Below are 26,425 nucleotides of genomic sequence, written 5' to 3'. Positions count from 1 at the left end.
CAATTACTCAGACTAATTATTGCTCCGACAAATGGAGTGCAAGCGAAATTTTGTGGATGCGGCCTACAAAGGCGATGAGGCCGTGACATTATTGCCGCAGGCTAGCGGGCGCGACGTTCCGGGCGGTTCTCGTGCGAAGGCTGTACAGGTGAAGGGCCGGTCATCAATCGATGACCGGCCGTTGTAGCTATCTATTTGTCAGAGCAGGTGAACCGGTATCAGTCGGCGCGCCAGCGTGCCGCGGCGTCACGGCTGCGGACCAGACGAATCTGGCCATTGGCGACGCCGATCGCCTTGCCCGGTGCGGCGATGGCAGCGAAGCGGACAGTGCCAAGCCGCGCGTCGGTCAGACGGACAAACTGGCTGCGCAGCGCGAAATCGGCGCTTTTGCTGTCGGGTTCCAGCGTGACCGACCCGTCCTTGCCCGCGACCAGATAATGGCCAGGCATCAGGATGGGGGAGAGCATGACGCTTTGCTGGCCCGCGCGGCCCGGTGTCTGGCGGAACTGTGTCTGGGCCAAAGCGGGGTTGCCCGCGATCAGGCGGGTGCCGTCATGCGCCAGCAACAGCTTGGCATCAGCAGCCGACGCAAAGCGTTCGGGCAGCGGACCATTGCCCACCGGCACGCCGAAATCGGGCGTGCCATCGGCGGTATAATAGAGCCGCTGCACACGGGTATGGCGGTCCGGGTTGAACAAAGGATCGCCCTGGATCGCCTCATAATCGCGGCCATGATAGACGAGTATGTCGCGGCCCTGCTCATCCACGGTGAAGCTGTTGTGGCCGGGACCATAGACGCTGGTCTCCGCATTGGTTACGAACACCGGCTGGGGCGATTTTTTCCAGCTCTTGGCGTCGAGCAGGTCGGCATTCTCGTCCGCGGTCAGCATCCCCAGGCAATAGCGCGCGTCGGTGGCGCTGGCCGAATAGGTCATGAACAGGCGGCCATTGCGGTGCAGGATGGCGGGCGCTTCGGCGACCTTATAGCCGCGAATTTCCCAGTCGAGCGTCGGCACGGTCAGGCGAGTCGCCTTGCCCGCCAGCTTCAACGGTGATTCGAGCTTGGCTATGTACAGGTTGCTGTTCGTCTCGATCCCCGGTTCGCGCTGCGCCCAGGCGAAATAGCGCTGCCCCTTATGGACGAAGCTGGTCGAATCCAGGTTGAAACTGTCCCAGGGTGCCTGGAACTGGCCGAGCAGGTTCCACTTGCCGGTCATCGGGTCCGGCCCGTCGCAGACGACCGCATAGGTGCGGATGCGGAACACATCCTCGCCCCCGCCGCTGGGACCGGCGGCAAAATACATGATCCACTGGCCGTTGATATGGTGCAGTTCGGGCGCCCAGATGAAGCCGGACAGCGGGCCGGTCTTTTCATGCCGCCACAGCACCGCTTCGGTGGCGGTCGTCAGCCCCGCGATCGTCCTGGACCGGCGCAGCACCAGCCGGTCATATTCGGGGACGGAGCCGGTCAGATAGTAATAGCCGTCGTCATGACGGAAAACCTGCGCATCGGCGCGCTGTTTGACGAGCGGGTTTTGCGGGCCGGCGACGGGCGCGTCGGCGACCTTGGCGCGCGCCATCATCGGCACGGCGGACAGGGCGGCGCTGCTGGCAATGAAGCCACGGCGGGACAGGGTGAAATTCATGTCATTCTCTCCGGTCGGTGCATCAATAATCGGCGTGCGGCCAGCCATCCGCGCCCCAGTGGACCGGCGCGATCCGCAGGGTGGGTGAGCCGTTCGCTTGCTTGTCATAGGCGTGATAGACGACATAATCCTTGCCGTCCTTGTCATGCAGCCAGCCCGCATGGCCGGGGCCACGGAAGCGCTGCTGCTCCTGAAGGTCGGCGCGCAGGAAGATGCTTCCGCCTCCCTCCAGCATCGGGCTGCCATCCTTGCCCAGATAGGGGCCGGTGATCGCCTTCGACCGGCCGATCACGGTATAATAGGTGCTGGCCGCGCCCTTGCAGCAATAATCATAGGAGGCCATCAGCCAATAATAGCCGCCATGGTCGATAATGAAGGGCGCTTCGACCGGGGCGGGACCGCCTGCGGGCGCTAGGCGGCGGGCGATGGCGACGGGCTTGGCTTTGGGGTCCTTGGGCTTGCCGCTCCTGGGGTCCAGTTCGAACAGTTTAAGGCCCGTCCAGAAGCTGCCGAGCGAGAGCCAGTGGCGGCCTTCGCGGTCGATGATGAAATTGGGGTCGATCGCGTTATAGTCGTCGCTCTTGTCCGACATGACGACCAGCCCCTCGTCCCGCCACTGATAATCGGGGGCTTTGGGGTCGAGCGTCGGGCTGGTGGCAAGACCAATCGCCGAGCGGTTCGATCCGAAGGTCGAGACCGAATAATAGAGGCGATAGCGGCCGTTCACGAAACTGATGTCGGGCGCCCACATGCCATCACTGCCGGGGATCGCCTGCTTGGCCCAGTCAGGGAGCGCGGTGAAAATCGGCGCACCGGCGGTCCAGTGAATGAGGTCGGGCGAGGTGCGGGTTTCGATCAGCCGCTTGCCATGGCCGGTGCTGAACACATGATAGGTGTCGCCCTGTCGGATGATGACCGGATCATGGGTGGGCGTCAGTTCGCCGGTCAGGCGACGGTTCAGCGTATCGCGCGGCGGCTGGGACGGCGTCTGCGCGCAGGCGGGGGCGGCGAGAAGGGCGAGGCCCAGCCAAGCCATGAACGTCGGTCGCCTCATGCGCACCTCTCCAATTAAAGCGATGTGCTCCCGCGCAGGCGGGAGCCCAGTTGAAACGGCGGGACTGGGCTCCCGCCTGCGCGGGAGCAGATTTCACTCCAGCCCTTATTGCAACTCCAGCACCACGACCGACTTGGGCGGCAAGGTCACGCTGAGTGTGCCGCCACTGATCTGCGCGCCGGTGAAGGCGACCGGTTTGACGGTGTCGGGCGCGTCGAACGTGTTGTGGGCGTTGATCGCCGATGCGGTCAGGATGCGGCCCGTGACGCTTGCAGCGTTCAGGCCATCCAGCTTGACCGTCACAGAGTTGGGTTGATTGGGGTCCAGGTTGGACAGGCCGATATGGACCTTGCCATCCTTGCCCCGGACCGCCGATCCGCTGACCGCAGGCATCGACCATTTATCCTTGTTATACCAGGGCGTGTCGATGCTGATCGGCAGCACGGTCGCGTCCTGCCACGGCTTGTACATTTCGAACACATGATAGGTCGGCGTCAGCGCCATCTTCTTGCCGTCGGTCAGGATCATCGCCTGCAACACATTCACCATCTGGGCAATCGCAGTCATCTTCACCCGGTCGGCATGACGCGCGAAAATGTCGAGATGGACCGACGCGACCAGCGCGTCGCGCAGCGTGTTCTGCTGGCGCAGGAAGCCGGGATGCGTACCCGGATCGTCGGCATACCAGGTGCCCCATTCATCCACCGCCAGCCAGACTTTCTTGGCCGGATCATATTTGTCCATGATCGCGCTATGCTTGGTGATCAGCTCGTCCATGCGCAGCGCTTCGGCCAGGGCGTTGGCCCAGCCTGCCTCATCGAACACTGTCGAGGAGGCGCGTGGCGGCCAGGAGCCGGGGATGGTGTAATAATGGAGCGAGAGCGCGTCGAGCTGACCGCTCGCCACCTTCATCATCGTCTCGGTCCAGTTATAATCATCGACATTGGCGCCCGCAGCGATCTTCATGATCTTCGTACCGCGCGGCGCCTTGATGAAGGTGGCGTAGCGGCGGGTGAGGTCGGCGGCATATTCGGCGCGCATATTGCCACCGCAGCCCCACAGTTCGTTACCCACGCCGAAATAAGGGACGGCCCACGGCTCCTTATGGCCATTCTTGGCGCGTTCGTCGGCCAGGGTGCCTGCGGGCGAGGTCATATATTCGACCCACTCGGCCATTTCCTGCGGGGTGCCATTGCCGACATTGCCCGCGACATAGGCCTCCGCACCGATCTGGCGGACCAGCTCGAAAAACTCGTGCGTCCCGACTGTGTTCGGTTCGGTCACGCCGCCCCAATGGGTGTTGATCTTGACCGGGCGCTTGGATTTGCCGCCAATGCCCTCACGCCAATGATATTCATCGGCAAAGCAGCCGCCCGGCCAGCGCACGACCGGCACGGACAGGTTGCGCAGCGCCGAAATCACATCGTTGCGAAAGCCGTTGGTGTTGGGGATGGACTTGTCATTGCCGACCCAGAGGCCACCATAAATACCATTGCCCAGATGCTCGGCGAACTGGGTGAAGATGCGCTTGTCATAGACGGGGCCGGGGGTGGCGGCATTGATCGTTGCGGTCGTGGGCTTGCCATCGGTGTCGGCGTGGGCGCTGCTGGTCAATGCGGTGGCGCAGAGCAGCAGCGTGGCCGTTGTGCGGCGCAGGGCTTTGATCATGTCATCCTCTCCTGTGATTTTAATCGTGAAATGCGTCAGTCGTCTCGCGCCGTCCGCGCAGAAAGGCGTCGGCGACCAGCCGCAGCGGATCGGTATCGACGTCCGATCGTCCGCCCCGGATCAGCGCGGCGAAGCGGCTGTAGAGGCCGGGATATTCGACATCCTCGCCATGTTCGGTGCCGCTGGGCAGGTGCAGCACCGCGCCCCCCTGCGACAATTTGAGCGTCCCCGCGTCGGTTTCGACGACAATGTCCCAGCTTTGCGGGCCGGTCTGCCGCCAGTCTAGATCCATGTGGATCGGCGCGCCGCCGGTATCGCGAAAATGAAGGTCGGCCGCGATCGGCGCGGCGCGATTGTCCGGCAGGGTCAGCGTCGCGTCCTTCAGGAAGAAGGGGCGCGGCAGGATATGGGTGACGATCGAGAGTGCATTGATGCCCGGATCGAACACGCCAAGCCCGCCGGGTTGCCAGATCCACGCCTGCCCCGGATGCCATACGCGCACATCTTCCCGCCAGACGATCGACACGCTTTCGATTCTGCGCTCGGCCAGCCAGGCGCGCGCCGGGGCAACGCCCGCGGCAAAGCGGCTGTGCCAGGCAGCGAACAGGGAAACGCCGACCTTGTCCGCCTGCGCCTGCAACGCGCCCACTTCGGCCAGCGTCGCGCCTGGCGGTTTTTCCAGAAACAGGTGGACGCCACGCCCCAGCGCCTGCGCCGCCAGATCGTAGCGGACCTGCGGCGGGGTGCAAAGCGCGATCGCATCGACCGCCGGGCCATCCCGCAACAGCGCGTCCAGACTGGCCAGATGCGGCACCCCGTCCAGCCCGGCATCATGCGGGCTGACGGTGGCGGCCAGGCTGAAGGCGTTATTGCCCCGGATCGCCGGGACATGCTGGTCGCGCGCAATCTTGCCGATGCCCACGATCGCGATACGGATCGGGTCCATGGGGATCAGAGCGCCTGAACGACCACTTCGATTGGTTCTGCCCGCTGCAACGGATTGCGCACCGGCAGGGTGAAGGGCGCGGCGGAGATTTCGAACACATCGCCTTCCTGCGTCGCGATGCCGTCGCTGAACGAGAGCGTCGCCGTACCGAAGAAATGGACATGCACGTCGCCGGGGCGGCGGAACAGATCATATTTGAAATGATGATGTTCCAGATTGGCGAAGCTGTGCGACATATTGCCTTCGCCCGACAGGAACGGCTTTTCCCAGATCGTCGCGCCATCGCGCAGGATGCGGCTCGCTCCCTCGATATGCTCCGGCGGGGTGCCGACCAGCAATTCCGGGCCAAGCGCGGCCTGCCGCAGCTTGGAATGGGCGAGCCACAGATAATTGTGCCGCTCGGTCACATGGTCGCTAAACTCGTTGGCGAGCGCCAGGCCAAGCCGATAGGGCTGGCCATCATCGCCGATGATGTAGATGCCCGCGATCTCCGGTTCCTCGCCGCCATCCTTGGCAAAGGCGGGCATGGTCAGCGGTTCGCCCGGTCCGACCAGTTGCGACCCGTCGCCCTTGTAAAACCATTCGGGCTGCTGGCCGACCGCGCCCGGCGCAGGCTTGCCGCCCTCCAGCCCTTCCAGAAACATGCGCATCGAATCGGTCTGCTTTTCGACCGCCGCTGCCTCCCGGTGCATCTTGTCGCGCCCTTCGGCGGAGCCAAGATGGGTCAGGCCCGTGCCGGTCAGCTGGACATGCGCGTCATCGTCATGGTCGATCGGCGCCAGCAATTCGCCCGCGGCGAAGGCGGCTGCAATGTCGATCGCATCGCCCGTGCCGGCCGCTTCGACCGCAGCGCTCAGGCTGATGCCACGGGCGATGGCGTCGATCGCCAGTGCGCGGATGCTGGCATAGCCCGGCACGATATGGGCCGCATCGCCCTGCGCCGCGATAACGGAGCGGACGCCGCTGGGGGTACGGTGCTGCAACAGGCGCAATGTCATGAAAAAACTCTCCTCCCGCACGCCATTCGCGGCGCTGGCTGATCCTGAATGACGAGCGATCATGCGCTGGGGCGGCCGCTGAAAACAGCGACGCTCGCACGATCACTCCGTTAATTACTCCGACATATTACAGGATGATGGTAATGGCAATGCTTCTATTCTACACCGATCCGTGCCTGATAGGCGTAAGGTGGGAGGAGCCGGAATGGGACAGGATAGGCCGTCAGCAGATGCGCAAGCCCCGGAAAATGGCGGTTCGGCCAAGGTAGCGCGCGGGCCGGGCAGGCGATTGCACGGGGCGATCGCGCACAAGCTGGGTACGGCGATCTTGTCTGGCCAATATGCGCCGGGCGATGTCCTGTCGGGCGAAGTCGCCTTTGCCGAGGAACTGGACGTGTCGCGTAGCGCCTATCGGGAGGCGATTCAGGTGCTGACCGCCAAGGGGCTGGTGGAAAGCCGCCCCAAAGCCGGAACACGGGTGCTGCCGCGCAATCGCTGGAACCTGCTCGACCCCGAAGTGCTGGCTTGGGCGTTTGCCGGGGAACCCGACATCCAGTTCGTGCGCGACCTGTTCGAACTGCGCGCGATCGTCGAACCGGCCGCTGCCCGGCTGGCGGCGCAGCGCCGCGACAGGAATGACATCAAGATCATGAAGGACGCGCTGGCCGCGATGCGCCGCCATACGCTGGCGACCGATCTGGGCCGGGCGGCGGACCGCGATTTCCACAATGCGATTCTCGACGCGACCCGCAACGACGCGCTCCAGGTCCTGTCCGCCAGCATCGGCGCGGCGGTCAACTGGACCACCCAATATAAGCAGCGCGCCCGCGCCCTGCCGCGCAACCCGATCCCCGACCATGTCCGCGTGTTCGACGCGATCGTCGCGGGGGATGCAGCGGCTGCGGCAGAGGCGATGGGCGTGCTGGTCGATCTGGCGCTGGAGGACACGGCCAGCGCAATGGGGGGATGATCCTTCCCTGCAAGGGGAGAAATGAAAAAGGCCGGAGCAGGTTACCCCGCTCCGGCCTTTTTTCCGAAGTGCGACCCTCGGCTTTATTCCGCTTATTCCGCGACCGGCTGGTCGGGCAGCGCATGGGTCACTTTCGATCCCCATAGCGCGTAGAACAGGATGTAGAGTTCGCACGCTGCGGTCAGCAGGAACGACCATTGCAGGCCATATTCATCCGCCAGCTTGCCCTGCACCACCACCAGCGCGCCACCGGCGATCGCCATGATCAGCAGGCCGGATCCTTCCTCGGTCAGCGGGCCTAGCCCCTTGATTCCCAGCGTGAAGATGGTGGGGAACATGATCGAGTGGAACAGGCCGACCAGGATCAGCGCCCACATCGCCATCGGCCCGGTGGTGAACACCGTCACCAGCATGACGATGAACGCACCGATCGAGAAGGCGGCCAGCACATGGCCAGCATCGAATTTCTGCATGATCGCAGAGCCAGCAAAACGGCCAACCATCATCCCGCCCCACAGGAGGCTGAGATAATTGCCCGCCTGCTCATGCGTCAGATTGGCGATGTCGGGCTGGCTGACGAAATTGACGAACAGGTTGGCGACGCCGATTTCCGCGATCAGATAGATGAAGATCGCCGGGATGCCGAACACCAGATTGCGATGCGCCCAGAGCGAGTGCTTCTTGCGCTCCTCCTTGCTGTGGCGCGACGTCGCGTTGCCCATGGCGGGCAGGGGGAAGCGGGCGATGATGACAGCCAGCACCACCAAAATGACGGCAACGATGATATAGGGCAGGATCACCGACTGCGCGTCGGCCAGACGTTCGGCTTGCGTGAGGACGACATCGCCCTGCGCCGTGCCGCCCTTCGACCGGCCCAGGATCAGATAGGCGCCGAACAAAGGCGCCAGCATCGTGCCCGCCGAATTCATCGCCTGCACCAGATTGAGGCGCGAAGAGGCGGTTTCGGGCTTGCCGACCACCGCGACATAGGGATTGGCTGCGACCTGCAACAGGGTGATGCCACTGGCGATGACGAACAGCATGACCAATGTCACGCCATAGGAGGGGATGGATGCCGCCAGCGTCATGCCCGCTGCGCCCGCCGCCATGATCAGCAGCCCGATCACCATCGACTTCTGGTAGCCGACCCGCTCGATCAGCTTGGCCGACGGGATGGAGGCAAAGAAATAGGCGATGAACCATACCGATTCGATCAGCGTCGTCTGGGTGTAGCTCAGGTCAAACACGCTGCGCAGATGCGGCAGCAGCGTATTGTTGATGACCGTGATGAAGCCCCACATGAAAAACAGGCTGGCCAGCAGGCCAAGCGCCGGGCCGTAGCGCGTGCCGGGATTATGCGTCACCGTTGGCGCGGCGGTCGAGGAAACTGGTCCTGCCATTCATCCGTCTCCGTAAAATTCCAGTGCGGCACAGCCGCTTGAGGGGTTGCATCCGCTTATTTTGTCTGAGTATATTCCCCGAAACCACCCGTCAATGGGTCATGGTCACAAGAGGAAGCTCCATGCGCAACGTCGCTACGATCAAAACAACGCTGTCATACGCACTCGCGTTGGCACTGACAAGCGTGTCCGCCTTCGCCACCGAAGCCAGCCGCGCCCCAGCCGGCACGCTGGCGGACGGATCAGCGGTGGAGGTGATCAGCCTGACCAACAAGCAGGGCGTATCGGCGAAGATCCTGACCTATGGTGCGACGCTCCAGTCGCTGTCTGCGCCGGACAAGGATGGCAGGATCGCGGACGTGCTGCTCGGCTATGATGACATCAAAGACTATGTCGATCATCCCAATTATTTCGGCGTGACTGTGGGCCGCTATGCCAATCGTATCGCGGGCGGCGCCTTCTCGCTCGACGGCAAAGCCTATCAACTGCCGCTCAACGACAAGACCAACACGCTGCACGGCGGCGGCAAGGGGTTCGACAAGCAGGTCTGGAAAGTCGCGTCAATGAAGAGCGGACCGGTCGCGACGCTGGTGCTGACGCTGACCAGCCCGGATGGCGATTCGGGTTATCCGGGCAAGCTGGACAGCAGCGTCACCTACACGCTGGACGAAGCAGGCAATCTGGGCATCACATTCGACGCGAAAACCGACAAGCCCACCATCGTCAACATGACCAACCACGCGATCTTCAACCTGGCAGGCGAAGGATCGCCCGATGGTGCGCTCGGCCATTTGCTGACCATTCCTGCCAGGGCCTATACGCCGGTCGATGCCGCGCTGATCCCGACCGGTGAGTTGAAGCCGGTGGAGGGTGGCGTGTTTGATTTTCGCGCCCCCCGCCGCGTCGCTGACGGCATTCGCGACGGGCGCGATCCGCAGATCGTTGCCGGGCGCGGCTATGACCATAATTGGGCGCTGGACAAGGGCGTGACCAAGACGCCGGAATTGGCCGCGCGGCTGGAAGATCCGGCATCGGGCCGGGTGCTGGAGGTGCTGACGACCGAGCCGGGGGTGCAATTTTACGCGGGCAATTTCCTGGACGGCACGCTGGTCGGCAAGGGCGGGCATCTCTACCGCATGGGCGACGGCATCGCGCTGGAGCCGCAGAAATTCCCCGACGCGCCCAACAAGCCCAATTTCGTGTCGGCACGGGTTGATCCGGGCAAGCCCTATCATCACGCGATGGTCTATCGCCTTTCGGTAAAGCGCTGACCCATGACATTATGGCGGATGATCGAACGCGATGTGGCTGACACGCTGGGCGAAGGGACGCTCTGGTCGGCGCGCGACAATGCGGTCTATTGGGTCGATATCCTCAGCCCCGCGCTCAACCGTCTGTCGCTTGACGGCGGCACGGTCGAACGCTGGGCGATGCCAGAACCGCTGGGCTGGGTGGCCGAGCGGGCAGGCGGCGGCTTTATCGGCGGGTTCAAGAGCGGTTTTGTCGCGATCAGCCTCGACCCGCTGACCATCACGCCCATCGGCGACCCGGAACCCGACCTGTCCTATAACCGCATGAATGATGGCAAGGCCGATGCGGACGGGCATATCTGGTGCGGCACGATGGATATGGAGGAGGAACGCGACAGCGGATCGCTCTATCGGCTCGCCCCTGATTTGCGCTGGCAGCAAATGGACAGCGGTTATCGCGTTCCCAACGGCCCGGCCTTCTCGCCCTGCGGCAAATGGCTCTACCATAGCGATACGTCGCGTCGGGTCATGTATCGCTTTGCCCGGACGGCCGACGGGATCGCCGATCGCCAGCCCTTCATCCGTTTCACCGATGCGGACGGTTATCCCGACGGCATGACCGTGGATGCGGACGGGCATATCTGGGTTGCTCATTGGGGCGGCGGACGAATCAGCCGCTTCACCCCCGACGGTGCGCTCGATCGCGCCATCGCTTTGCCCGCGCGGCAGCTCACCAACATCAGCTTCGCCGGACCCGATCTGGACCGCATGTTCGTCAGCTCCGCGGCGATCGGCCTGGACGCCACGCCTTACGACGGCGGCTTCTTCGAGGTTGATTGCGGCGTTCGCGGCATGCCGACCAACCTGTTTGCGGGCTGAGGCGTGATCGACGCATGACCTGATAAAAGGCGGTTGAACTGGGCGCGGGAATCTGCTTAATGCGTCTGGACAGCGTTGTCATGCCCTCTCCAATGCACACAACGCTGTGATCCCGGACAGCCATGCGGCGAACTGCACGCGCCAAAGGCTGTCCGGGATGATTATCCTTTCACATATGTCCAGCTCACTGTCGGTTTATCATCGCCAGCGCCTGGCGACCCGCCCGAACCGAAGCGGTCCCGGCGTTGCTCAGGCGCGCTTCCCCGGCGTTCGGGTCGGTGCATCGCGACGGGTCCAGCGCGGGGCGACGCGGACCGGCTTCCATAGATCCGGTCCCAACAACAGCAGCGTCATACCCAGGCTGGCGCTGAGAAAGGCGGTGGCGGCGACCGCCAACTGCGCCAATGTGACGCCAACCGATCGATCGACCAGCTGGTGCAGCAGCCGACCCTGCGGACCAAGGCTGGCAATCAGGCCAAGGCCAAGCAGGCGCAGGCCGATCCGCGCGGCGGGATGGGGATGCCAATGGGACATGAAAACCAGCCTCTGCAATGTCGAACAGGAGGCATCCCATTTACCGATGACGGCATAGCAAAACGAGAGCGGGAACGGGCAGCCAGCATTGAAATTGCGTAGGAATTGGTACGTATAGCCATGCTATGGCGCAAAATCATACGCAGATACTATGCCAAAGCGGCGTTCCTGCCATGGAGATCGAATGCATTTCCATGTCATGTCGGCGGTAAAGGGTGGAACAGGGACATATGGCGATGCAATCGCAAGCGGACGGGATATTGGCCGAGGCGGCATCGGCCGAACATAGCGGACCGCAGGCTGGCTTGCCCACGCTGGCGCTGGGGGCGCTGGGCGTGGTGTTCGGCGATATCGGCACGTCGCCGCTCTATGCGCTCAAGGAAAGTTTCGTCGGCCATCATCCGCTCGCCGTCGATCCGCTGCATATTTATGGTGTCCTGTCGCTGATCTTCTGGACCATGATGCTGGTCGTCACGGTCAAATATGTGTTCATCGTCATGCGCGCCGATAATCATGGTGAGGGGGGCAGCATGGCGCTGCTCGCGCTGATCGGGCGGCGCATGGGCGAAACGCGCTGGACCCCGGCAATTGCGATGCTGGGCGTGCTGGCGACCGCGCTCTTCTATGGCGACGCGATCATCACCCCGGCCATTTCGGTGCTGTCGGCGGTGGAGGGGCTGACCGTGGTACAGGCCAGCCTGACGCCGCTGGTGCTGCCCATCGCCATCCTGATCCTGATCGGCCTGTTCCTGATCCAGCGCCACGGCACGGCCAAAGTCGGCGCGCTGTTCGGACCAGTGATGGTCGTCTATTTTGTAGTGCTGGCGGTGCTGGGCATCACCAATTTGTGGCGGCACCCGGAGATTATCGGGATCGTCAATCCGCTCTATGCCGTGCATTTTTTCGCGCTCGATCCGAAGCTGGCCTTTCTGGCGCTGGGATCGGTGGTGCTGGCGGTAACCGGGGCCGAAGCGCTCTATGCCGATATGGGCCATTTTGGGCGCAAGGCGATCAGCCTGGCCTGGCTCTATGCAGCGCTCCCGTGCCTGCTGCTCAACTATATGGGGCAGGGGGCGCTGATGCTGGATGATCCGGCGACGGCAGCCAACCCCTTCTTCCTGATGGCGCCGGACTGGGCGCGACTGCCGCTGGTGATCCTCGCTACGCTGGCGACGATCATCGCCAGTCAGGCGGTGATTTCCGGGGCATTTTCGGTCACGCAACAGGCGGTGCAGCTGGGTTTCCTGCCGCGCCTGCGCATTCTCCACACCAGCGCCAGTGCTGCGGGGCAAATCTACCTGCCGCTGGTCAACCGCGTGTTGCTGATCCTGGTCATCCTGCTGGTGCTGGGCTTTGGCAGCTCGACCAATCTGGCCGCCGCCTATGGTATTGCGGTGACCGGCACGATGGTCATCACCACCGCTATGATGGGCGTGCTGACGTTCAGCGTCTGGCGCTGGCATCCGCTGCTGGCGGGCGGGGTCACTGGCCTGTTCCTGATTATCGACGGCCTTTATTTCGCCTCCAACGCGACCAAAATCCCTGATGGCGGCTGGTTCCCGCTGCTGGTGGCGGCAGTGGCTTTCGTGATCCTGACGACCTGGGCCACCGGGCGACGGATCATGCGGGAACGGCTGCGTGACGGGGCGATGGAACTGGATCTGTTCATCCGATCGACGCGCAGTTCGCTGCCGCGGGTGCCGGGTACCGCGATCTTCCTGTCGTCCACGCCCGACGGCGTGCCGCCGGCTCTGCTCCACAATGTGAAGCACAACCGTATCCTGCATGAACGCAACATCATCCTGACCGTGCGGACGCTTGGCGTGCCGCACCTGCCGCTCGATGGCCGAGTGCAGGTGGCGGATCATGGCGACGGCTTTTATCGCCTGATCCTGCGCCATGGTTTCATGGAGGAGGTGGATATTCCTGCTTCGCTCAAGGCGGTCGGCGACTGTGGCGGGCCGATCCGGGTGGCGGACAGCAGCTATTTCCTCAGCCGCCAGACGCTGATCGCGTCGCAACGGCCCGGTATGGCGATCTGGCGGGAAAAACTGTTCGCCTGGATGATCCGCAATGCGGAAAGCCCGATGGATTTCTTTAAGCTGCCCACCAACCGCATCGTCGAACTGGGTTCGCAGGTGGAGATTTGAGATAGGGGCGCAACCCCCTTCCCTGCGCGCGGCTTCCTGCTAAAGCGCGCCCATGCTCAATCTTAACGGTATCACCGTGCGCCTTGGTGGCCGCATCATCCTCGACCGCGCCAGCGCGGCGCTTCCCCCGCGCAGCCGGGTCGGCCTGATCGGGCGCAACGGCGCGGGCAAGTCCACGCTGATGAAGGTCATGATCGGCCAGCTCGATCCTGACGATGGCAGTTGTGACATGCCACGCGACACGCGGCTGGGCTATATCGCGCAGGAAGCCCCCAGCGGCACGGCGACCCCCTTCGAAACGGTGCTGGAGGCGGACAAGGAACGCGCCGCGCTGATGGCGGAGGCGGAGCATACCGAAGATCCCGATCGCCTGGGCCATATCTATGAGCGGCTGACCAGCATCGACGCCTATACCGCGCCCGCCCGCGCCGCGCGCATATTGGTGGGCCTTGGCTTTGACGAGGAGATGCAGGGTCGCCCGCTCGACAGCTATTCGGGCGGCTGGAAGATGCGCGTGGCGCTTGCCTCCCTGCTCTTCTCCAACCCTGATCTGTTGCTGCTCGACGAACCCTCGAACCATCTCGACCTTGAAGCGACGATGTGGCTGGAAAATTTCCTCAAAGCCTATCGCGGCACCGTGGTCGTCATCAGCCATGAGCGCGACCTGCTCAACAATGTCGTCGATTACATCCTCCATCTGGAGGGCGGCAAGGTGACCCTCTATCCCGGCGGCTATGATGCGTTCGAGCGGCAGCGGGCCGAGCGCTTGGCCCAGCTTGAATCGGCACGAGTCAAGCAACAGGCCGAGCGCGAGAAATTGCAGGACTATGTCGCGCGCAACTCCGCCCGTGCATCGACCGCCAAGCAGGCCCAGTCGCGCGCCAAGGCACTGGCGCGGATGCAGCCGATTGCTGCGGCGATCGAAGATCCCACGCTGGCGTTCAGTTTCCCCAGCCCGCCCGAACTGCGTCCACCGCTCATCACCATGGACATGGCGGCGGTCGGCTATGGCGAAACGCCGATCCTGCGCCGGGTTAATCTGCGCATCGACCCGGACGACCGGCTGGCGCTGCTCGGCCGCAACGGCAATGGCAAGACGACGCTGGCCCGCCTGATCGCGGCGCAGCTCGCGCCGATGGAAGGGCAGATGCAAAGCTCGTCCAAGATGCAGGTCGGCTATTTCACCCAATATCAGGTGGAGGAACTGGACGTTACCGACACGCCGCTGGAACATATGACCCGCGTCATGAAGGGCGCGACCCCCGGCGCGGTGCGGGCGCAGCTGGGGCGGTTCGGCTTTTCGGGTGAGCGGGCGATCCAGAAGGTCGGCTCCATGTCGGGTGGCGAGCGGGCGCGACTGGCGCTGGCGCTCATCACCCGCGATGCACCGCATCTGCTGATCCTCGACGAACCGACCAACCATCTGGACGTCGATAGTCGCGAGGCGCTGGTGCAGGCGCTCAACGATTATAATGGCGCGGTGGTAATCGTCAGCCATGACCGGCACATGATCGAACTGGTCGCCGACCGGCTGGTGCTGGTCGATGGCGGCACCGCCCAGCCGTTCGACGGCAGCCTGGAAGATTATACCGACATCGTCCTGCGCAAGGCCGACGGCAATAGCAGCAGCGACGCGCCCAAGGTGGATCGCAAGGCTGACAAGAAGGCGGCGGCGGAATGGCGCGAAAAGCAGAAGGCGCTCAAAAACGCCGTCTCGCGCGCCGAAAAGGAAATGGCGACGCTGATCGCCGAGCGCAAACGGATCGACGCTGTGCTGTTCGATCCCAAGGCGGCGACCGGAGCGGAGGCGAAGATGACCACCAGCGAGTTGATGGTGAAGCGCGCGGCGGTGGAAAAGAAGCTGGAAGCGGCCGAAGAAGTGTGGATGGAAGCGGGCGCGGCGCTGGAGGCGGGCTGAGCCGGTCAGGCTGCCGCCAACCTTTTTGCAGGAGATGATGGTGCCCAGCCCGATTGCGTGGGCGTCCAGCTAAAAACCACTGCAACCATTATTGCAATATATTGCGCAATATGTTGTATATATTCGCATTGGCACGGGGACTCATATAATGCGCGATCGACTATCAATGCTTTCGATACTGCCAGCCCTGTCGCTGGTTTGGGTGACGGGAGCTTGGGCCAACACTCCAGCCATAACGCGGGCCGAAAAGGCATCGATCATAGCGTCGCTCAACAACAGTCTGAATGCCAACTATGCCTTTCCCGACATGGCCCGGAAAATCGCGCCTCTGCTGCGCGACCATCTGAAAAAGGGCGACTATGACTCAGTGGCGACGCCGGACGGGTTTGCGAGCAAGCTAACGGAGGATCTGATTAAAATCAGCGGCGACCTGCACTTCTTTGTGGGCGTTGATCCCCAATGGGTGGCCGACTTTCGTGCAAAGGCCGATCCGGCGCGGAAAGCCGTGATAGATCAGGAAGAATTGGCCAGGCTGGAGAAAACCAACTTCGGATTTGATGAGGTCAGCCGTCTGGACGGCAATATCGGCTATATCCGGTTCAGCTACTTCGCCGATCCGGCGCTTGCCTATGATATGGCGGCGTCCGTCATGCGCTTCCTCGGCAATGCCGATGCCGTCATCATCGATCTGCGCTATAATAATGGCGGGCATCTGGAAATGGCGCAATTTCTGGCCAGCTATTTCTTCCCCGGTGACAAGGATCAGCTGCTCTTCGACTATTATTATAATGAGGACGGCAAGCGGATCGAGCGCGGGCAATGGGTGCTGCCCGGCCTGCCGGGCAAGCGCATGGTAGACAAGCCGGTCTATATCCTGACCGGCTCTACCTCCTTTTCCTCTGCTGAATGGTTTTCCTACATGATGAAAAAGTTGGGACGGGCCACCCTGATCGGGGAATGGACCGCTGGCGGGGCGCATCCCGTGGCTCGTAAGCCGATCAATGATGATTTCTTCGTGCAGGTGCCGATTGGCCAGATACGAGATCCGGTCGATCATGGTGATTTTGAAGGGACCGGAGTGCAGCCCGATATTGAAAGTCCCTCCATTCGGGCGCTTGCCCTGGCGCACAAGCTGGCGCTGGAAAATCTGTCGAAGACGGACAGCACGAAACGGGAGGATTATGCTTGGCTGCTCCCGGCCCTGACCGCCAAAATCCAGCCTCCCGTTATCACCCCAGATCTGCTGCAAAGCGCCGTCGGGCCGTATGAAGGCCGCAAAATCATTCTGGAAAATGGCACGCTATTCTACGTCTGGCGGGATCGTCTTCGTGTTGCGCTGGAGCCAATCGCTCCGAACCTGTTTGCGGTCGAAGGTGTTTCGGATTTCCGATACCGGTTGCGTAGCGAGGGCGGAAAAGTGGCGGCACTGGAGCGTGTGAACAGAGACGGCAGCATTCAGGCCTATAAACGCCTTGACTGAGCGGCGGAACAACCAGGCGGCGATTGATGACATCGCGTTTCTCGGTCGCACGGTCGAGCGGCTGAGCGTATTGATCGCCGAACAGTCCAAAGCGGTTTTCGATGCGATGGGCATCGTCATCCCGGTTCGCTCCTGCTCACTGATGACCGTTCTGGCCAGCCTCGGCACCGCGTCGGCGTCGGATATGGCCAGAGAGCTCGGGCATTCGCACCAGCTGGTCATGCAAAAGATACCCAAGCTGGTGAGCCTTGGCCTGATCCAGCATCGGAACGATGAGGATGATGCGCGTCGACGGATATTCTACCTGACGGATGAAGGTATCAGGCAGCTTGCGCTGTTCGGACAATGCAGCGTCCATCTTCGCGCGGCCTATGAGGGGCTGTTTGTCGAGGTGGGCGACGTCAAGGCGCTGGTTGAACGGGCCACCGATGCACTTGCTGCAACGCCGCTGGACGCACGCCTACATCACGGAGACTGATCAGCGCCCGACCAGAATGAACGGCGCCCAGATATAGGGTTGTGTCGCGTCGGGTCGGTCTGACCGCATCAGTTTCAGCATCGCCTTTTGCAGGGCAACCGCGCGGGGCGTTCCCCCATTGGCGGCTTTCACCGTCTCCAGCGTGACGAAGGCGCTGGCATCGTCGCGCACCGGCCAGTGCGACACCAGCAGCGATCCTGCCCCGGCATAGCGGAACGCCTGCGCCAGCCCCGAATAGGCGGGTGCCTGCGCGCTGTCGCCCGCAGCCGTGTTGCAGGCCGACAGGATCACCCAGTCCGCGCTGATCCGCATCGCCGCGACCTCCGAAGCGGTCAGCAGCCCATCGTCGCCGGTGCCGGGGGCGGGCGGGGACAGGACCAGCGCGGGTTCGGTCACCCCCTCCATCTGGCCGCTGACCAGCCCATGGGTCGCAAACAGGATGACGGAATAGGGGGCCAGATCCTTCCCGCGCAGCGCGGCCTCGCTCGCCTGCGCGCCGACCAGGAGGGTGGCGCGGTCGGTGCCGAAGCGATCCGCCACGGCGCGCAGTTCGGCCAGCGATCCGGGTAGCGGCGGCAGTTGCGACAGCGCGGTCGCGTCTGCCGTGCCGCCGCGAAAATAATGGTTGGCGGCGAGCAGGACGGGCGCGGCGGGCTTGGTCGTGGCGGCAAAGGCGTTAGGCGCGCCGACGCCCAGAAAGCTTTGGTTGCGCATCGCGATCCGCTGCGATGCCGCCCCACCGCTCGCAAAGCCGGGCTGCACCTCGATCGCGAAGCGGCGGATCAGCCAGGGCGTGTCCCGGCCCACCGCCACGACGGGTTGCTGCGGCAGCATCGCAAAGGGCAGCGAGGCGAAGGCGCCGGTGGGTACGATCCGCAACGCCTTTGCCTTGCCCAGCCGAGTGAGGATCGTGGGCGTGAAAATCTGGGCATAGAGATCATGCGCTGCCGTCCGGTCGAAGCCGCTGGGGGTCATCGCACCGCGCAGCCGGTCGACCAGCGCGACCATGGCGGCGCGCGCCAGCTCCGTGCGCTCAACGGTCGCACCATCGGCATTGACCGCCAGCAGATAGACACCGTCAAAGGCCGGCATCACCGCCAGCAGCGCTTCATCCTGCGCCAATCCTGCGCGCAGCGTCGCAAGGTCGGGCCGTACGCCGCCGCGCGCCTCGACCCAGCGGGGATAGTCGCGGGCGATGGCGGCGCGTTCGGCCTCGGCGATGGTCTCGACCGTGGCGCGGGCGGCGCGCGCGGCCTCGACATCCTTGTCGGTCGCCAGCGCCTTCAGCAACGCGCTGTCCGCGCTGGCCAGCGCCTTCAGCTTATCCTGCAAGGTGCGGACTCGCGCGGCGAGGGCGGGATCGGCAACGAGACGTTCCGCGACCAGCCGGTTGGCCTGGGCAATGCGCGACCCCGCCAGGATTGCCATCGCGTCCAGCGCCAGCGCCGGGTCACGCGCCTGCACCGCGATCTTCAGGATCGTGTCGAGCGCGGCGCGCTGATCTTCATTCAGGTCGCCATCATCGTCGAGCGACTGGCTTTCGCGCAGCAGTCCGGCCATTTGCCGTGCCGCTGCAACGGCATCGCCCCCCTGCGCCCAGGCCGCCAGCATCGCAGCATTGGCCAGTGCGAAGGCAGGCGCATTGTCGATCTGCCGGGTTTCGCGCAGATAATCGGCGGCGGCGACACGCGCAGCGTCATCCTGCCCGGTGGCGATCAGCGCCGGGACGAGCAGGGGATAGACACGCTGGCCCATGTCGCGATCGCTGGCCGTCGGGGTGCGGACACGGGCCATGGCCGTGCGCGCACGCTCGATCGCTTCGTCCGGCCGTCCCGAAGCCGCACTGGCGAGTGCCGCGAAGGCCAGCGCGCGGGCGCTTTGCGGGCTATTCTCCCCCTCCACCGCCCGAAAGCCGCGCTCCGCCTCCAGAAACAGCGGTTCGGCGTCGCTATAGCGTTCCATCGGCAGCAGCACGCCGGCCATATTATAGAGGCCGAAATGATAGAAGAGGCTCTTGGTCCCCATCGTCTCGCGCTTGATGGCGATGGCGCGCTCCATATAGTCGAGGCTCTCGGCCCGTCGCCCGGTCCGCGCCAGCAGCAGCCCCAGCATTTCCAGCGACCGATGATAGCTGGGATGCTTGCGATCGACATGGTCGGTCGCGGTGTTGACCGCCAGCCGCGCATATTTTTCCGCCTCGACCAGTCGCGCCGCGCGATAGAGCATCTGCGCATAGGTGTAGGTAGAGGCAACCGTGTCGGGATGGTTGGGACCAAGGCTGGTCGTCCGCGCCTCCAGACTGGCGCGCTGAGCATCGACCGCCTCGCCATTGCGCCCCAGCCGCGAGAGCGCCTGCGCATGGGAAAAGGCGATGTTGGACTTGAGCATATAGTCCGCTTCGCTGAGCGCCTTTGGACCGACGCGCGCGAAATAGCCGTCGGCATAGGCGCTCGCCTGCGCCAACGTCTCCGCCCCGGCGGCGACATCGCCGATCATCGACTGGACATAGCCTTTGACCGACATGCCCTCCAGCCAGGGGATGGGATAGGCGTCGCGGAACGGAGCGATCAGCGCCAGCCCCTTGTCGACATTGGCCAGGGCGGAGGGGTTCTTGCCCTCAATCTGGTCCATCGACCCTAGTTTGATCAGGCCGACGCCCGCCATCGGGTGCGGATGGCCCGCGACCTTGACCTTCATGCCCGCGTCGCGCAGCGCGGCCCAGGCGTCGCGCGTCTTTTGCGACATCGACAGGGCGAAATCGTCATTTTCGAACAGGGTTGTCGCTTTTTGGTCGAGCGCGCGCAAATGGGCGTGGCGCGGATCGGTGGCACTGAAGCCCGCGACCGTCTCGGCGGCAACAGGTAGCGAGGGAACCGCCGCCAGCGCCAGCATCATGGCTATTCTGCCTGCCCGAAGCCCCATCGCCCGTCCCCCGACTCTGCCCCTGCGACATGCTTTGCGGGCGCGGAGGCTTTGGCGTCAAGTTACAAGCGTTTGGGGCCGGGATGTCACGCCAGGGTCAGACGCCAGTCCCAGCGCAGCGGATCGCCATCCATCACATCGACCCCGCGCGCGATCAGGGCATCGCGTATCTCGTCCGACAGGGCGAAATCCTTGTCGGCACGGGCCGCCGCGCGGCGTTCTAGCTGCGCGTCAATCTCCTCCGGCGAGATCAGCGCATCCTTGGGCTGCACGCGCAGGTCGGAGCGGCTGAGGGTCATGAGGTTGAGGCCCAGCGCCGCGTCGAAGGCCGCGATCAGGCAGAGTTTCTCATCCACCGGCACCTTCTTGAGAGCGATCGCCTCTTCCAGCAGCGGCAGCGCGCGCGGCGTCATCAGGTCGTCGCTGATCGCTGCGTCAAACTGTTCCAGCAGCGGTGCCAGCTTGGGGTGCATGTTGGCGCGCAGATAGTCGAGCCGGGGCGATTGCCACGTCACACCTTCGGCACGGGCCTTCAGCCCCTCGACGCCCATCACCAGCCGCTTCAATCGCGTCAGGGCAGCGCCGACACCCTCCGCGCTGAATTCCAGTTCGCTGCGATAATGAGCGCCCAGGCACAGCAGCCGATAGGCCAGCGGATGTACGCCTGCGTCGATCAGCGAAAAGAGGGTGGTGAAACCGCCCTTCGACTTGCTCATCTTGCCGCTGCGATCAACGAGGAAATTATTGTGCATCCACCAGCGCGCGCCGGTGAAGCCCGCCTCCGCCGCGCCGACATCTGGCCCGCAGCAGGCATGGAAGGCCTGATTTTGGGCAATCTCATTGGGATGATGGATTTCGCGATGGTCGATGCCGCCGGTATGGATATCGAACGGATGGCCCAACACCGCCTGGCTCATCACCGAACATTCCAGATGCCAACCCGGCGCGCCCTTGCCCCATGGGCTGTCCCATTCCATCTGGCGCTGTTCGTCGGGCGGGGACTTGCGCCAGATCGCAAAGTCGGACGGGTTGCGCTTGCCTGCGACCGGATCGATCCGGGCGTGCGCAGCATCGTCCCGCCCACCAGCCAGCGCGCCATAATCAGGCACGGTCGCGCTGTCGAAATAGAGGCCGCTGTCCAGTTCATAGCAATGTGCCGGCGCGATCCTCTGCGCAAATGCGATCATCTGCGGCACATAGTCGGTGGCGACCGTCCATTCGCTCGGCGCGATGATGTTGAGGTCGGCGATATTCTGTTTGAACGCTTGCGTGTAATGGGCGGCAATGTCCCAGATGCTCCTGGCGCTGGCCCGCGCCGCCGCTTCCATCTTGTCATCGCCAGCGTCCGCGTCGCTGGTCAGGTGGCCGACATCGGTGATGTTGATGATATGGGTCACCGACAGCCCCTTCCATAGCAAGGTCCGCCGCAGCGTGTCGGTAAAGACATAGGCGCGCAAATTGCCCAGATGCGCATAATTATAAACCGTCGGCCCGCAGCTGTAGACGCGCGCATGAGCGTCCTCGATCGGCGCGAAAGGCTCGATCGTGCGGGTCAGGCTGTTGAACAGGCGCAGCGGCGCTGTGATATGCTGGTCGTCGGACATGGCGCAAAGCGATGGCGCGAAGCGGCGCAGGGGTCAATCCTCCCTGTGCGACCCACCCATTTGTAATAAAATGTTGCGTTGGGGTCCGCCCCTTGCACCTGTGCGTTCCTCCCCCAATATGATCGATGCGGGCCGGGCCCCTCTGACGCGCTGGACTTCCCCCCTTGTCCAGCCGCCATGTCGGACCGCATCGGGTGCGCCCGGTGCAGGTTTTGCGGCAATTTCCCCCTAAATGCCGCAGCAGACCGCACCGGGCCACTCGAACCACATTTTGATGGATGGAGTGACCCCAAGTGAATAATCGCGTTCCTTTGCCGGGCTATGGTGCGAGCCGCACGGCGCAGACCGACGCCGGGCTGCGCGCGCACATGCTGGGCGTTTTCCGCAATATGGGCCTGGGTCTGGTGATCACCGGGCTGGTCGCGGCGTTTATCGGCAATACGCCGGTGCTGGCCGCCGCCATCTTCGGCACCCCGCTCAAATGGGTGGCGATCTTCGCGCCGCTGGCCTTCGTGTTCTTCTTCAGCTTCCGCATCGAAAAGATGACGACCGCGGGCGCGCGCATGGCCTTCTGGGCCTTCTCCGCCGTGATGGGCGTGTCGCTGGCCAGCATCTTCCTGGTGTTTACCGGCGGCAGCATCGCGCAGGCCTTCTTCTCGGCTGCCGTCATGTTCCTCGGCATGGCGCTGTGGGGCTATACCACGCAGCGTGACCTGACGAAGATGGGCAGCTTCCTGATCATGGGCCTCATTGGCATCATCGTCGCCAGCCTGATCAACATCTTCATCGGATCGTCGGCGATGGCGATGGTCATCTCGATCCTGGGCGTGGTGATCTTCACGGGCCTCACCGCATGGGATACGCAGCGGATCAAGTCGGACTATTTCGCTTATGCGGGCCACGAAATGGCGGCGAAGATGCAGGTGATGGGCGCGCTGTCGCTATACCTGAACTTCGTCAACCTGTTCCAGATGCTCCTCAGCCTGACCGGCAAGCGGGAGTAAGCGGATGCGGGATCAAGCGGCCGTATCGGCCATGCTCTGCCCGGTCTGTCATGTCGGATTGGCGATGACGGACCGGCAGGGGGTAGAAATCGACTATTGCCCGCAATGCCGGGGCGTGTGGCTGGACCGGGGCGAACTGGACAAGATCATCGAGCGGGCGGCGGGCGACACAGCGCCACCCGCCCGGCCAGCGCCGTTCGCTCAGCAGAGCTACCGCCCGGACCGCGACTATCGCGACGACGGGCGGGGCTATCCGAAGAAGCGCAAGAAGAGCTTTCTGGAAGAGCTGTTCGATTGATAGGAAGGCCGGTCCTGTGGGGCTGGCCTTTTCCGTCCCCCACCACCCGTCATCCCCGCGCAGGCGGGGATCCAACTCACGTCAGTCGCGGGACGGGAGATGGGTTCCCGCTTTCGCGGGAATGACGGAGTTTAAGTAGCCGCTTGTACGCGATCAAAGTACCGCCGACCTGCTTTGCGCACCTTTTCAAGTTCACCGATTAGGCGGTCGATCTGCGTCGAAAATTCGTCAAAACTCGTCGTGTCGGTGTTGAGGCAATAATTGTCGTTTGGGTCGCTTTCGGGCCACCGATATACCTCGTCCATGTTTATTGCCACATGGCCACTTACCCATCCGCTGCTCCCAATCGGGATCGTTACGAACTTAAACTGCGACATTGCCATTTCCTTTGCCCTCAATGCGCCGCCCCCCAACTCGGCCCCGTGCCGATCTCCACGCCCAGCGGCACGCTCAGCTTGACGATCGGCTCGGCGGCGCTTTCCATCACGCTGCGGATCACCGCGCTGGCCGCCTCGACATCGCCCTCCGGCAGCTCGAACACCAGTTCGTCATGCACCTGCAACAGCATCCTGACGCCCGGCAGGCCCGCTGCCTCCAGCGCCGGTTCCATGCGCGCCATCGCCCGTTTGATGATGTCGGCGCTGGTCCCCTGGATCGGCGCGTTGATCGCGGCGCGTTCGGCGCCCTGCCGTTCGTGCTGGATCGATGCGCGGATACGCGGGAACCAGGTCTTTCGCCCAAACAATGTCTCGGTATAGCCGCGTTCCCGCGCCTTCTCGATCGTCTCGTTGATGTAGATGCTGATGCCGGGGAAGCGTTCATAATATTTGGCGATCATCTCCTGCGCCTCATCCGCGCTGATCTCCAGCCGCCCGGCCAGCCCCCAGCGGGATATGCCGTAGAGGATCGCGAAATTGATCGTCTTGGCCCGGCCGCGCGTGTCGCGATTGACCTCGCCGAACAGTTGCTTGGCGGTCGCGGCGTGAATATCCTCGCCTGCCGCGAAAGCCTCTTTCAGCGCAGGCACATCGGCCATATGCGCGGCCAGCCGCAGCTCGATCTGGCTATAGTCCGCCGCCAATATGACATTGCCGGGTTCCGCGACAAAGGCATGGCGGATCTGCCGCCCGACTTCGGTGCGGATGGGGATATTTTGCAGGTTGGGATCGGTCGAGGAGAGTCGCCCGGTCTGCGCCCCGGTCAGCGAGTAACTGGTGTGGACGCGGCCCGTATCCTTGTTGATCTGCGCCTGTAGCGCGTCGGTGTAGGTGGACTTGAGTTTGGAAAGCTGCCGCCATTCCAATATTTTGCTGGCAATCGGCGCACCCTGCGCCGCCAGTTGCTCAAGGATGGTGACGTCGGTGGAATAGGCACCCGACTTGCCCTTCTTGCCACCCTTATAGCCCATCTTGTCGAACAGGATCGCGCCCAGTTGCTGGGTCGATCCGATTGCGAAGGGTTGCCCGGCCAGTTCGTGGATCTCCGTCTCCAACGCCGCGATGCCAGCGGTAAATTCGCCCGACAGCCGCGCCAGATGCTCCCGGTCCACCTTGATCCCGCGATGCTCCATCCGCGCAATCACTGGCACCAGCGGCCGGTCGACCAGTTCATAGACGCGGTTTGCGCCTTCATTGGCCACCCGTGTCTTGAACAATTTCCACAGACGCAGCGTGACGTCGGCATCCTCGGCGGCATAGGCGGTCGCCTTGTCCAGCGGCACTTCGCCGAATGTGATCTGGTTCTTGCCGGTGCCGACCACCTCCTTGAAGCTGATGCATTCATGGCCAAGATGCGTCCGCGCCGCTTCGTCCATGCCATGACCCGACAGGCTCTGCCCCGCGTCCAGGTCGAAGCTCATGACGATCGTGTCGTCAAAGGGGGTGATGGCGATGTCGTGCCGCCGCAGCACCGTCATGTCATATTTCAGATTCTGCCCGACCTTGAGGACCGCATCATCCTCCAGCAGGGGTTTGAGCTTCGCCAGTACCATCGTTAGCGGCAATTGCGCCGGCTTTTCGGCAAACATGTCGCGCCCGCCATGGCCGACCGGAATGTAGCAGGCCTTGTTGGGACCGGTGGCGAGGCTCACGCCCACCAGCTGGCACGACACGCAATCGAGCATGTCGGTTTCGGTGTCGACCGCGACAATCCCCTCCGCCGTCGCCAGCGCGATCCAGCGGTCGAGCGCTTCTTCGCTCACCACCGTTTCGTAGAGGCTGCGGTCGATCGGCGGTTCCTGCGGCGCGACCGGGGTGGCGACCGGTTCGCCGACACTGGCCGATGCGGCAGCCACCGCCACGGCAGCGGCGGGCGCGCCCAGTCGGTTTAGCAGCGTCTTGAAACCATGATGGGTCAGGAAATCCTGCAACGGCTCCTTGGGAATGCCTTTGAGCGCCAGATCCTCCAGCGGTTCGGGTAGCTCCATGCTATCGTGCAGCGCTACCAGTCGCCGCGACAGTCGCGCCATGTCGGCATGGGCGATCAGATTTTCCTGCATCTTGGACTTCTTCATCGCAGGCGCAGCGTCGAGCGCCGCCTCCAGCCCGCCATATTCGACGATCAGCTTGGCCGCCGTCTTGGGACCTATGCCCGGCACGCCGGGCACATTATCCACGCTGTCGCCCATCAGCGCCAGCACGTCGCCCAGCAGTTGCGGCTCCACCCCGAATTTGCCGACGACATACTCCGCCCCGCGCCGTTCATTCTTCATCGTGTCATACATGTCGACGCCGGGCTGGATCAGCTGCATCAGATCCTTGTCCGAGCTGACGATCGTGACATGCCATCCCGCTGCAACAGCGGCTTTGGTGTAGCTGGCGATCAGGTCGTCCGCCTCATAACCCGCTTCCTCGATACAGGGGAGGGAGAAGGCGCGGGTCGCGTCGCGGATCATGGGAAATTGCGGCACCAGATCTTCGGGCGCGGGCGGGCGGTTCGCCTTATACTGGTCGTACATGTCGTTGCGGAAGGTATGCGATCCCTTGTCCAGGATCACCGCCATATGGGTCGGGCCTTCTGCTTTGCCCAACTCCTCTGCCAGCTTCCACAGCATGGTCGTATAGCCATAGACAGCGCCCACCGGCTGGCCATGCTGGTTGGTGAGCGGCGGGAGCTGGTGATAGGCGCGGAAAATATAGCCGCTGCCATCGACGAGATAGAGGTGATTCTGGGTCATGGGGAAGGGATAGAGCATCGCGCAGAAAAGTGGGAACCGCTTTTCTGCATC

At 63.4% G+C, this 26,425-nt stretch carries 20 protein-coding genes; 9 read left to right on the top strand and 11 right to left on the bottom strand.

The features are described 5' to 3' along the window. Positions 1 to 218: 218 nt before the first annotated feature. From ACODR8_RS10805 to araD1, 5 genes are all read right to left on the bottom strand, one after another. Complete coding sequence (locus tag ACODR8_RS10805) at positions 219 to 1,646, bottom strand: family 43 glycosylhydrolase (protein WP_489007238.1); 1,428 nt, start codon at positions 1,644 to 1,646, stop codon at positions 219 to 221. A gap of 22 nt (positions 1,647 to 1,668) precedes the next feature. After that, positions 1,669 to 2,700 carry an arabinan endo-1,5-alpha-L-arabinosidase gene (locus ACODR8_RS10800; protein ID WP_489007237.1) on the bottom strand — a complete coding sequence of 344 codons (1,032 nt, stop codon included), beginning with the start codon at positions 2,698 to 2,700 and terminating at the stop codon, positions 1,669 to 1,671. A gap of 105 nt (positions 2,701 to 2,805) precedes the next feature. Beyond that, the gene (locus ACODR8_RS10795; protein ID WP_489007236.1) at positions 2,806 to 4,368 is read right to left on the bottom strand and encodes an alpha-N-arabinofuranosidase; all 1,563 of its coding nucleotides are present in this window, start codon (positions 4,366 to 4,368) and stop codon (positions 2,806 to 2,808) included. 19 nt (positions 4,369 to 4,387) lie between these two features. Further along, complete coding sequence (locus ACODR8_RS10790; RefSeq protein ID WP_294138047.1) at positions 4,388 to 5,314, bottom strand: Gfo/Idh/MocA family protein; 927 nt, start codon at positions 5,312 to 5,314, stop codon at positions 4,388 to 4,390. A gap of 5 nt (positions 5,315 to 5,319) precedes the next feature. After that, entirely contained in the window at positions 5,320 to 6,312 is a 993-nt protein-coding gene (gene araD1, locus ACODR8_RS10785) for an AraD1 family protein (RefSeq protein WP_489007235.1), read from the bottom strand. A 205-nt stretch (positions 6,313 to 6,517) separates the two neighbouring features. Between araD1 and ACODR8_RS10780 the strand changes: the two genes are divergently transcribed. Then, positions 6,518 to 7,282, top strand: a complete 765-nt coding sequence (locus tag ACODR8_RS10780; RefSeq protein WP_489007234.1) for a FadR/GntR family transcriptional regulator — start codon at positions 6,518 to 6,520, stop codon at positions 7,280 to 7,282. Positions 7,283 to 7,374: 92 nt separating this feature from the next. On the opposite strand, the gene ACODR8_RS10775 is transcribed toward ACODR8_RS10780, so the two are convergent. Then, complete coding sequence (locus ACODR8_RS10775) at positions 7,375 to 8,682, bottom strand: sugar MFS transporter (protein WP_119746386.1); 1,308 nt, start codon at positions 8,680 to 8,682, stop codon at positions 7,375 to 7,377. A gap of 122 nt (positions 8,683 to 8,804) precedes the next feature. Here ACODR8_RS10775 and ACODR8_RS10770 point away from each other — a divergent pair, with 122 nt between their 5' ends. Beyond that, positions 8,805 to 9,953 carry an aldose epimerase family protein gene (locus ACODR8_RS10770; RefSeq protein ID WP_489007233.1) on the top strand — a complete coding sequence of 383 codons (1,149 nt, stop codon included), beginning with the start codon at positions 8,805 to 8,807 and terminating at the stop codon, positions 9,951 to 9,953. Positions 9,954 to 9,956: 3 nt separating this feature from the next. Further along, on the top strand, positions 9,957 to 10,811 hold the full coding sequence (locus ACODR8_RS10765) for an SMP-30/gluconolactonase/LRE family protein (protein WP_489007232.1): 855 nt from the start codon (positions 9,957 to 9,959) through the stop codon (positions 10,809 to 10,811). Between the two features lie 249 nt (positions 10,812 to 11,060). Here ACODR8_RS10765 and ACODR8_RS10760 read toward each other — a convergent pair whose 3' ends face one another. After that, entirely contained in the window at positions 11,061 to 11,345 is a 285-nt protein-coding gene (locus ACODR8_RS10760) for a hypothetical protein (RefSeq protein ID WP_489007231.1), read from the bottom strand. A gap of 236 nt (positions 11,346 to 11,581) precedes the next feature. Here ACODR8_RS10760 and ACODR8_RS10755 point away from each other — a divergent pair, with 236 nt between their 5' ends. From ACODR8_RS10755 to ACODR8_RS10740, 4 genes are all read left to right on the top strand, one after another. After that, entirely contained in the window at positions 11,582 to 13,495 is a 1,914-nt protein-coding gene (locus tag ACODR8_RS10755; protein ID WP_489007340.1) for a potassium transporter Kup, read from the top strand. Between the two features lie 52 nt (positions 13,496 to 13,547). After that, entirely contained in the window at positions 13,548 to 15,413 is a 1,866-nt protein-coding gene (locus ACODR8_RS10750; RefSeq protein ID WP_489007230.1) for an ABC-F family ATP-binding cassette domain-containing protein, read from the top strand. 91 nt (positions 15,414 to 15,504) lie between these two features. Beyond that, entirely contained in the window at positions 15,505 to 16,893 is a 1,389-nt protein-coding gene (locus tag ACODR8_RS10745) for a S41 family peptidase (protein ID WP_489007229.1), read from the top strand. After that, positions 16,886 to 17,371 carry a MarR family winged helix-turn-helix transcriptional regulator gene (locus ACODR8_RS10740; RefSeq protein WP_489007228.1) on the top strand — a complete coding sequence of 162 codons (486 nt, stop codon included), beginning with the start codon at positions 16,886 to 16,888 and terminating at the stop codon, positions 17,369 to 17,371. Before ACODR8_RS10745 ends, ACODR8_RS10740 begins: the two co-directional genes overlap by 8 nt. Here the strand turns inward: ACODR8_RS10740 and ACODR8_RS10735 are convergent, their stop codons facing one another. Together ACODR8_RS10735 and ACODR8_RS10730 are read right to left on the bottom strand one after the other, a co-directional pair. Then, positions 17,372 to 20,263 (bottom strand): CHAT domain-containing protein, encoded by a 2,892-nt coding sequence (locus ACODR8_RS10735; RefSeq protein WP_489007339.1) that lies wholly within the window; start codon positions 20,261 to 20,263, stop codon positions 17,372 to 17,374. A 116-nt stretch (positions 20,264 to 20,379) separates the two neighbouring features. After that, positions 20,380 to 21,897 (bottom strand): cysteine--tRNA ligase, encoded by a 1,518-nt coding sequence (locus ACODR8_RS10730; RefSeq protein WP_489007227.1) that lies wholly within the window; start codon positions 21,895 to 21,897, stop codon positions 20,380 to 20,382. Positions 21,898 to 22,190: 293 nt separating this feature from the next. On the opposite strand from ACODR8_RS10730, the gene ACODR8_RS10725 reads away from it, so the two are divergent. After that, entirely contained in the window at positions 22,191 to 22,901 is a 711-nt protein-coding gene (locus ACODR8_RS10725) for a Bax inhibitor-1/YccA family protein (RefSeq protein WP_489007226.1), read from the top strand. A 4-nt stretch (positions 22,902 to 22,905) separates the two neighbouring features. Then, positions 22,906 to 23,199, top strand: a complete 294-nt coding sequence (locus ACODR8_RS10720; protein WP_489007225.1) for a TFIIB-type zinc ribbon-containing protein — start codon at positions 22,906 to 22,908, stop codon at positions 23,197 to 23,199. Positions 23,200 to 23,330: 131 nt separating this feature from the next. Here ACODR8_RS10720 and ACODR8_RS10715 read toward each other — a convergent pair whose 3' ends face one another. Together ACODR8_RS10715 and polA are read right to left on the bottom strand one after the other, a co-directional pair. Continuing rightward, a complete protein-coding gene (locus ACODR8_RS10715; protein ID WP_489007224.1) occupies positions 23,331 to 23,576 on the bottom strand; it encodes a hypothetical protein in 246 nt (81 codons plus the stop codon). A gap of 17 nt (positions 23,577 to 23,593) precedes the next feature. Then, positions 23,594 to 26,374, bottom strand: coding sequence for a DNA polymerase I (gene polA / locus ACODR8_RS10710; RefSeq protein WP_489007223.1), 2,781 nt, complete (start codon positions 26,372 to 26,374; stop codon positions 23,594 to 23,596). Positions 26,375 to 26,425: the final 51 nt, after the last annotated feature.

Source organism: Sphingobium sp. FG58, assembly GCF_057809055.1.
This window is presented reverse-complemented; position numbering and strand designations above follow the sequence as displayed.

Excerpts from the sequence above, each read along its gene's own strand:
- ACODR8_RS10760 (WP_489007231.1), bottom strand. The coding sequence starts at position 11,345 with ATGTCCCATTGGCATCCCCATCCCGCCGCGCGGATCGGCCTGCGCCTG.
- ACODR8_RS10755 (WP_489007340.1), top strand. The coding sequence starts at position 11,582 with ATGCAATCGCAAGCGGACGGGATATTGGCCGAGGCGGCATCGGCCGAA.
- polA (WP_489007223.1), bottom strand. The coding sequence starts at position 26,374 with ATGACCCAGAATCACCTCTATCTCGTCGATGGCAGCGGCTATATTTTC.
- ACODR8_RS10780 (WP_489007234.1), top strand. The coding sequence starts at position 6,518 with ATGGGACAGGATAGGCCGTCAGCAGATGCGCAAGCCCCGGAAAATGGC.
- ACODR8_RS10765 (WP_489007232.1), top strand. The coding sequence starts at position 9,957 with ATGACATTATGGCGGATGATCGAACGCGATGTGGCTGACACGCTGGGC.
- ACODR8_RS10715 (WP_489007224.1), bottom strand. The coding sequence starts at position 23,576 with ATGTCGCAGTTTAAGTTCGTAACGATCCCGATTGGGAGCAGCGGATGG.
- ACODR8_RS10720 (WP_489007225.1), top strand. The coding sequence starts at position 22,906 with ATGCGGGATCAAGCGGCCGTATCGGCCATGCTCTGCCCGGTCTGTCAT.
- ACODR8_RS10735 (WP_489007339.1), bottom strand. The coding sequence starts at position 20,263 with ATGCTGGCGCTGGCGGCGGTTCCCTCGCTACCTGTTGCCGCCGAGACG.
- ACODR8_RS10770 (WP_489007233.1), top strand. The coding sequence starts at position 8,805 with ATGCGCAACGTCGCTACGATCAAAACAACGCTGTCATACGCACTCGCG.
- ACODR8_RS10730 (WP_489007227.1), bottom strand. The coding sequence starts at position 21,897 with ATGTCCGACGACCAGCATATCACAGCGCCGCTGCGCCTGTTCAACAGC.
- ACODR8_RS10800 (WP_489007237.1), bottom strand. The coding sequence starts at position 2,700 with ATGAGGCGACCGACGTTCATGGCTTGGCTGGGCCTCGCCCTTCTCGCC.
- ACODR8_RS10795 (WP_489007236.1), bottom strand. The coding sequence starts at position 4,368 with ATGATCAAAGCCCTGCGCCGCACAACGGCCACGCTGCTGCTCTGCGCC.
- ACODR8_RS10750 (WP_489007230.1), top strand. The coding sequence starts at position 13,548 with ATGCTCAATCTTAACGGTATCACCGTGCGCCTTGGTGGCCGCATCATC.
- ACODR8_RS10805 (WP_489007238.1), bottom strand. The coding sequence starts at position 1,646 with ATGAATTTCACCCTGTCCCGCCGTGGCTTCATTGCCAGCAGCGCCGCC.
- ACODR8_RS10790 (WP_294138047.1), bottom strand. The coding sequence starts at position 5,314 with ATGGACCCGATCCGTATCGCGATCGTGGGCATCGGCAAGATTGCGCGC.
- ACODR8_RS10775 (WP_119746386.1), bottom strand. The coding sequence starts at position 8,682 with ATGGCAGGACCAGTTTCCTCGACCGCCGCGCCAACGGTGACGCATAAT.
- araD1 (WP_489007235.1), bottom strand. The coding sequence starts at position 6,312 with ATGACATTGCGCCTGTTGCAGCACCGTACCCCCAGCGGCGTCCGCTCC.